The organism is Chitinophaga sp. (genome assembly GCF_036569125.1).
In the GTDB taxonomy this organism is placed as follows: Bacteria; Bacteroidota; Bacteroidia; order Chitinophagales; family Chitinophagaceae; genus Chitinophaga.
Map to the genome: position 1 here is coordinate 1 of NZ_DATCRF010000217.1, position 5,958 is coordinate 5,958.

Annotated in this window: 5 protein-coding genes; 3 read left to right on the plus strand and 2 right to left on the minus strand. The window is 47.7% G+C overall.

Annotated features, from left to right (window positions below; translation table 11 throughout):
* Nucleotides 1–34 precede the first annotated feature (34 nt).
* Complete coding sequence (locus VIM87_RS07700) at nt 35–1,372, plus strand: NAD(P)/FAD-dependent oxidoreductase (RefSeq protein WP_331996421.1); 1,338 nt, start codon at nt 35–37, stop codon at nt 1,370–1,372.
* Nucleotides 1,373–1,382: 10 nt separating this feature from the next.
* Here VIM87_RS07700 and VIM87_RS07705 read toward each other — a convergent pair whose 3' ends face one another.
* Nucleotides 1,383–2,675 carry a DUF5103 domain-containing protein gene (locus VIM87_RS07705; protein ID WP_331996422.1) on the minus strand — a complete coding sequence of 431 codons (1,293 nt, stop codon included), beginning with the start codon at nt 2,673–2,675 and terminating at the stop codon, nt 1,383–1,385.
* 100 nt (nt 2,676–2,775) lie between these two features.
* On the opposite strand from VIM87_RS07705, the gene VIM87_RS07710 reads away from it, so the two are divergent.
* Nucleotides 2,776–4,008, plus strand: a complete 1,233-nt coding sequence (locus VIM87_RS07710) for an ABC transporter permease (protein ID WP_331996423.1) — start codon at nt 2,776–2,778, stop codon at nt 4,006–4,008.
* A 144-nt stretch (nt 4,009–4,152) separates the two neighbouring features.
* Here VIM87_RS07710 and VIM87_RS07715 read toward each other — a convergent pair whose 3' ends face one another.
* Nucleotides 4,153–4,890 carry an RNA methyltransferase gene (locus VIM87_RS07715; protein ID WP_331996424.1) on the minus strand — a complete coding sequence of 246 codons (738 nt, stop codon included), beginning with the start codon at nt 4,888–4,890 and terminating at the stop codon, nt 4,153–4,155.
* Nucleotides 4,891–4,934: 44 nt separating this feature from the next.
* Here VIM87_RS07715 and VIM87_RS07720 point away from each other — a divergent pair.
* Nucleotides 4,935–5,958 (plus strand): POTRA domain-containing protein (locus tag VIM87_RS07720; RefSeq protein ID WP_331996425.1); only part of this gene is annotated, 1,024 nt, incomplete at its 3' end.

Sequence of the window (5,958 nt, forward strand, 5' to 3'; positions counted from 1 at the left end):
CTATAAGATTGTCTCACTCAATAAATAATTTGCTATGATGCAGCCCAATATTCCGGAAACCAGCTTGCCCCGTGTAGTGATCGTAGGTGGCGGCTTTGGAGGCATTAACCTGGCTAAAAAGCTCCGCAAAACTCCGGTACAGGTTGTTTTGCTGGACAGGAACAACTATCATCTTTTTCAACCTCTTTTATACCAGGTATCTACCGCCGGGCTGGAGCCGGATAGTATTGCTTTCCCATTACGTGGCATTTTTGGTACTCAAAAGAACTTTCATTTCCGCATGGCCGAAGTAAAAGGCGTGCGGCCTGCAGAAAATATACTGGAAACCGGCATTGGAGAGATCCGTTACGATTACCTGGTAATAGCCACCGGCAGCAATACCAACTTCTTTGGCAACAAGCTGATAGAAGAGCATGGGATCGGTATGAAATCACTGATAGAAGCCGTGCAGATCCGTAACTATGTAATAAAACAATTTGAGGAAAGCCTGCTGCTTACTGATGAAGAAGAGGTAAAAGCCAAGCTCACATTTGTAATAGTGGGTGGCGGCCCTACCGGCGTGGAAATGGCCGGCGCTATTTCCGAGCTGCGTAAATACATTTTGCCAAAAGATTACCCCGAGCTGCCGCTGGATTGTATGAAAATTTACCTGGTGGAAATGGGCCCCCGCCTGCTGCCTGCCATGAGCGAATTCTCATCCGATAAAGCCCGGGAAGGCTCAGAGCGTTTAGGCATTAAGGTATTGGTGAACACCGCAGTAAAGGATTATGATGGCCAAACCCTGCTGCTGGGCAGCGGCGAAAAAATAAATACCAAATCCCTCATCTGGGCGGCCGGTGTTAAAGGTATCCCTATTAATGGTTTTGATAAAGAAATTATACTTCCCAACGGCCGCATTATAGTGAATGAGTTTTGCCAGGTAAAAGGATATGAGAACATCCTGGCTATTGGCGACATTGCCCAAATGACCAACGATCCTAAATTTCCCCGGGGTTACCCCATGGTAGCGCAGGTAGCTATACAGCAGGGTAAGCTGGTGGCGGAGAACCTGGCTAAACGTTTAAGAGGCACTAATATGCTGCCCTTTAAATACAAAGATCTTGGCAGCCTGGCTACCATTGGACGCAACAAAGCTGTAGCAGAAATTGGTAAAACAAAGCTAAGCGGGCGTTTTGCCTGGTTCATCTGGATGATCGTGCATCTTATGAGCCTGCTGGGTTTCCGTAATAAAATGGTGGTATTGATCAACTGGTTTTACCGTTACTTTACGTTTGACCGCGGCACCCGCATCATCATTAAACGCGGCGCGGCCAACATTGTAAAACTACGGCAAAGCGTGCTGCAGCAGGAAGCGGAAGTACCCCAGCTGTAGGACTGATAGCTTATTTCCTGTTAAGGATGCTGTTCAGGTTCACCATGCCTACCAGCTCATCGGCACGCCCGCCCAGGGCGCGGTAGTAGATCAGGATGGTGTAATTATTTTCCGCCTCCCAGCTGTCGCCTTCCGTATATTCTGTACTGAACTTGCTATTAGGTACGGTTTTATCGATCAGGCCATAGATATAATTGTAGTATCCCTGCTTCAGGAACAGGGTGCCTTCATACGCGCCTTTATCAGGGTTGTACACCATTTTATTGCTCTCATTGAACTCATAGCTGGTGAGCTCTCCGAAAATGTACATGTCATACCCTGCATACGGCTCCCGGGAAGGGAATGTGAAATGCACCGCTGCATAATCCCCTTCAAAATTAGGATCATAATCATCCAGGGTGGCCAGCTGGTAACGGCCGTTAATGTCTTTAATAAACTGGTACATCGTGTTGGCCCGCGCTATATCCGGCCGCACATAAATATCGGTACCGTTGCGCCGGTAATCCGATTTCTCTACCCGCTCTGTTTGCAGGCGAAAGCTGCGCAGGTCTACCCAGCGCCATTCCTTACCTGCCGGGAACACACAGTCTACCTCCGTATTATACACAATTTCCGATCCCTTCAGGAACATGGGTTTAATATTGCTGATGGCATTATCCCAGCGGTAGTTCTGCAATATATAGATCTTGATCTGGTCAAAAGGATTGTTGATATTCAGCCCGCCGGTAGTAATGGAAAAGTTCACCTTCTGGCTGGTGCGGAACAGTTTGGGACTTACCGGCTGCTGTATAAAACCGGCCACCCCCGCTTTATTATCCGCTACCATCATACGGCGGGTAAAGGCCAGCTGGCTGGTATCGCTGTCCAGGTACACCATCAGCAGGTAGTTGCCTGATTTTTTCGGGTAGCTGTTGCTGTTAGGCACAGATACGCTGTAGTGTGTATACTTCTGTAAAGCAATGCTGGAAAAGCGGTAGTTCTGTATGCGGTTCTCTGAAAAGCCCTGCAGGTAATCAAAGGTGTTCACCTGCGCCCGGCTCCAGTCGGCATTGCATAAAACAAAGGAGTAGTAATAGTTCTTAGTATCATTATCCAGGTCGTCAAAGCTCAGCTCCAGCTTCTCGCTTGAGTTAAGCTGTATCACCGGAAGGCTCAGCGGATCGCCGTTGGCCATGAATTTCACCGATTTAATGTTGTTGTAGTAAATATGGTCCGGTGAAGGAGGTGTTTCCTGTGCAGCAGCAGAGTAGGTGGCCAGCAGTTGCCCTGCCATCATCAGCAGGAAAAGGCATTGTATCTTCATAACACTTGAATAGAGGGTTTAAGTTACAACTATTCCTGCATCATTTCCCCATTACCTTTCCCGCTCAATTCTCCCCTTTTTTCCGTTTCTTCGTACTATCATGCGTTTATCTTTCTTTATCGCCAGGCGGATCGCATTCAACAAAGGATCTTCCTTTTCAAGGTTCATCATCAACATTGCCATTATTGCCACTGCCATCAGCGTAGCGGTAATGATACTGGCTACTGCGCTGGTGAACGGCTTTCAGCAGGTGATACAGGAAAAGATCTTCAGCTTCTGGGGCCATATTCATGTAACGCAGTACCAGGTTAACGCAGGGCCGCTTACAGAACAGATCCCTTTTATGGCCGACAGCTCCCTGGCCGATAGCATTAGCCGTATACCGGGTGTGACCGCTGTAAACGCCTATGCCACCAAATCCGCCATTCTTAAGGCAGAGAAAGATATTGAAGGTGTGATCTTTAAAGGAGTAGATGCCCGTTATAACTGGCAGCACCTGCAGCGTTTCCTGGTAGAGGGCCGGCCTATCCATTATACCGACAGCAGCTACGCGCCGGAAGCTATTATTTCCGTAAGCCTGGCCAAAGAGCTGCAATTAAAGCTGAACGATAAGATCATTGTATACTTTATACAGGGCGGCGGCCAGGCCCCCCGTGCACGCAAGCTAACGGTAACGGGCATATATAAAACCGGCATTGAGGAATATGATAAAACCTACGTCATTGGCGACCTGGGGCTGATCCGCAAGCTCAATAACTGGAACCCTACGGATATTGGCGGATACGAGATCTTTGTGAAGCGCTACCAGGACATGGACAATATCGGAGAGGTGATCTACTCCCAGATCCCCGAAAAACTGTTTGTACGCACCATCCGGGAAATATATCCCAACATCTTCGACTGGCTGCGCTTACAAAATAAAAATGAGGTGATCATAATAGTGATCATGACCATTGTAGCTGTGATCAACATGATCACAGCCATCCTGATCCTGATCCTGGAACGTACCAACATGGTGGGTATTGTAAAGGCATTAGGCATGCGCAACTGGCATATTCAAAAAGTATTTATTTACCAGGCAGGATATATTGTATTAAGTGGCTTATTGCTGGGGAACTTACTGGGGCTGGGTTTGGCCTTCCTGCAAAAAGCAACCGGCTTTTTCAAGCTGCCGGAGGAATCCTACTATATGTCGGTTGCCGCCATTGACCTGCGCTGGTGGGAAGTAGTGCTCATTAACATCTCTACCTTTGGCATCTGCTTACTGGTACTGCTCATCCCCTCGCTTATCATCCGCCGTATTACACCGGTAAAGGCAATCCAGTTTAAATAGAATTACGAATTATTCAATTACGAATTGAGTACTACGATTTGGATACTGTTCAATGTTTTGACAATTCTTATCAACAATTAATATTCCGTGGTTCTTCCCACTGTGAACTACTCAATTCGTAATTCGTAATTGAATAATTCGTAATTAAACCAATAGCCTCCCGCAAATAATCCCCGTTGCTACTGCAGCATTCAGGCTCTCTGCGCCGCCCAGCCTGGGAATAGTGATCCTGTATTTACAAAGGTCAATTACCGGCTGGCTAAGGCCACGTGATTCATTGCCAATGAGGATGATGCCTTCTTTAATGGGCGCAAATTCAACAATATTCTTTCCCTGCAAAGTGGCTGCATAAGCAGGTACATTGGCCTGCTGCAGCAGCGGAATAATATCGTGCTCCACTACCTGCACCCGCGCAATACTGCCCATGGTGGCCTGTATGGTCTTGGGGTTATAGGCATCCACGCAATCCGGTGAGCAGATCACCTGCGGAATACCAAACCAGTCGGCTATACGAATAATAGTACCCAGGTTACCCGGGTCCTGTATGGTTTCTAATGCCAGCGCGATGGTACCGCTCAGATCACCCATTGCTTTTGCAGGCGGTATAGGCAGCAGGGCCATGGCGCGGTTAGGCGTAGTGAGCGCCGACAGCTGTTTTAGCAACTGCGGCTCCACTTCATGCACTTTAGCAGCAGGAAGTGTGGCCGCTAAAGCATGCTGCTCATCCAGCCAGCCGGCCGTTGCATATACCTCCTGTACAAGTCCTGCCTGCAGCAGCTCCTGCACAATCTTATCGCCTTCCGCCATGAACTGACCGTATTTTTGGCGGTATTTTTTATGCTGTAATGATTGAATATGCTTAATTTGCGCCTTTGACAACATGGTGTCAAAACTATTTAAAAAATATCATAATTGTTTTCACCGAGATGCAGCCGCCACATAGTTCCCATTCTTTTAACCTGAACTATACAACAGTACTACTGATTGCCCTGCTAACGCTGGCGGCCTGCTCCAACACCAAATACCTGCAAAAAAATCAGGCCCTTTATGTTACCAGCGATGTAAGCGTAAAAGGGGAAGGCCTGGTATCTGCCGACCGGCAGGACCTGCGCAGCTCTCTCAGCTCTAAACAGCTGATGCTGCAGCAGGCCAATACCAAGTTTGTAGGCACCCGCATCAAAACATTCCTGTACAACGAAAAGTATAACGAAAAAAAATCCAACTGGTTCTGGAGCCTTATCCTGGCGCCGCGTAACCTGGAAGCGCCGGTGGTGTACGATTCCCTTAAAACGAAAGAATCCCTGCAGCGCATGGTAAGCTACCTGAATAACCAGGGCTACTTTTATGCCACTGCCACCTATACGGAAAAGATCAAACGCCAGAAAGCCAGTGTTACCTACTATGTAAATACCGGCAAGAACTTTATAGTGAACAACATTTACTACGATATTAAAGATTCTTCCATACACAAGCTGGTAACAGGCGCTGCGGCCTTTTCCCTGATCAAAAAGAACACGCCTTATAAACAGGATGCCCTGGTAAGTGAGCGGGAGCGCCTGATGCGCCTGGTAAAAAATGCCGGTTACTTTAAGTTCAGCCGCGATGCCATTGAGTTTGAGATAGATACCCTGCATAAAGCGCTGTTCCGTAACCCGCTGAACCCTTTTGAAGGCATCACCAACATTTTTAATGAGCGTAAAGGGCTGGAAAAGCCTACCATGGATATTACAGTGCGCATCAAGAACCCGGAAGATACGCTTACGGCCTGGGAACGTTATTACGTAGATTCCATTTACGTATACCCCGATTTCCCGATCAATGGCAATCCGGCCGATACCGGCTTTAAGACCGATAACCGCAAATACATCACCATCCGTTCCAAACAGGAAATACTCAAACCCAAAGTGCTGTCGCGCTCCGTGTTGTTACGCAGTGGCGATCTGTATTCCC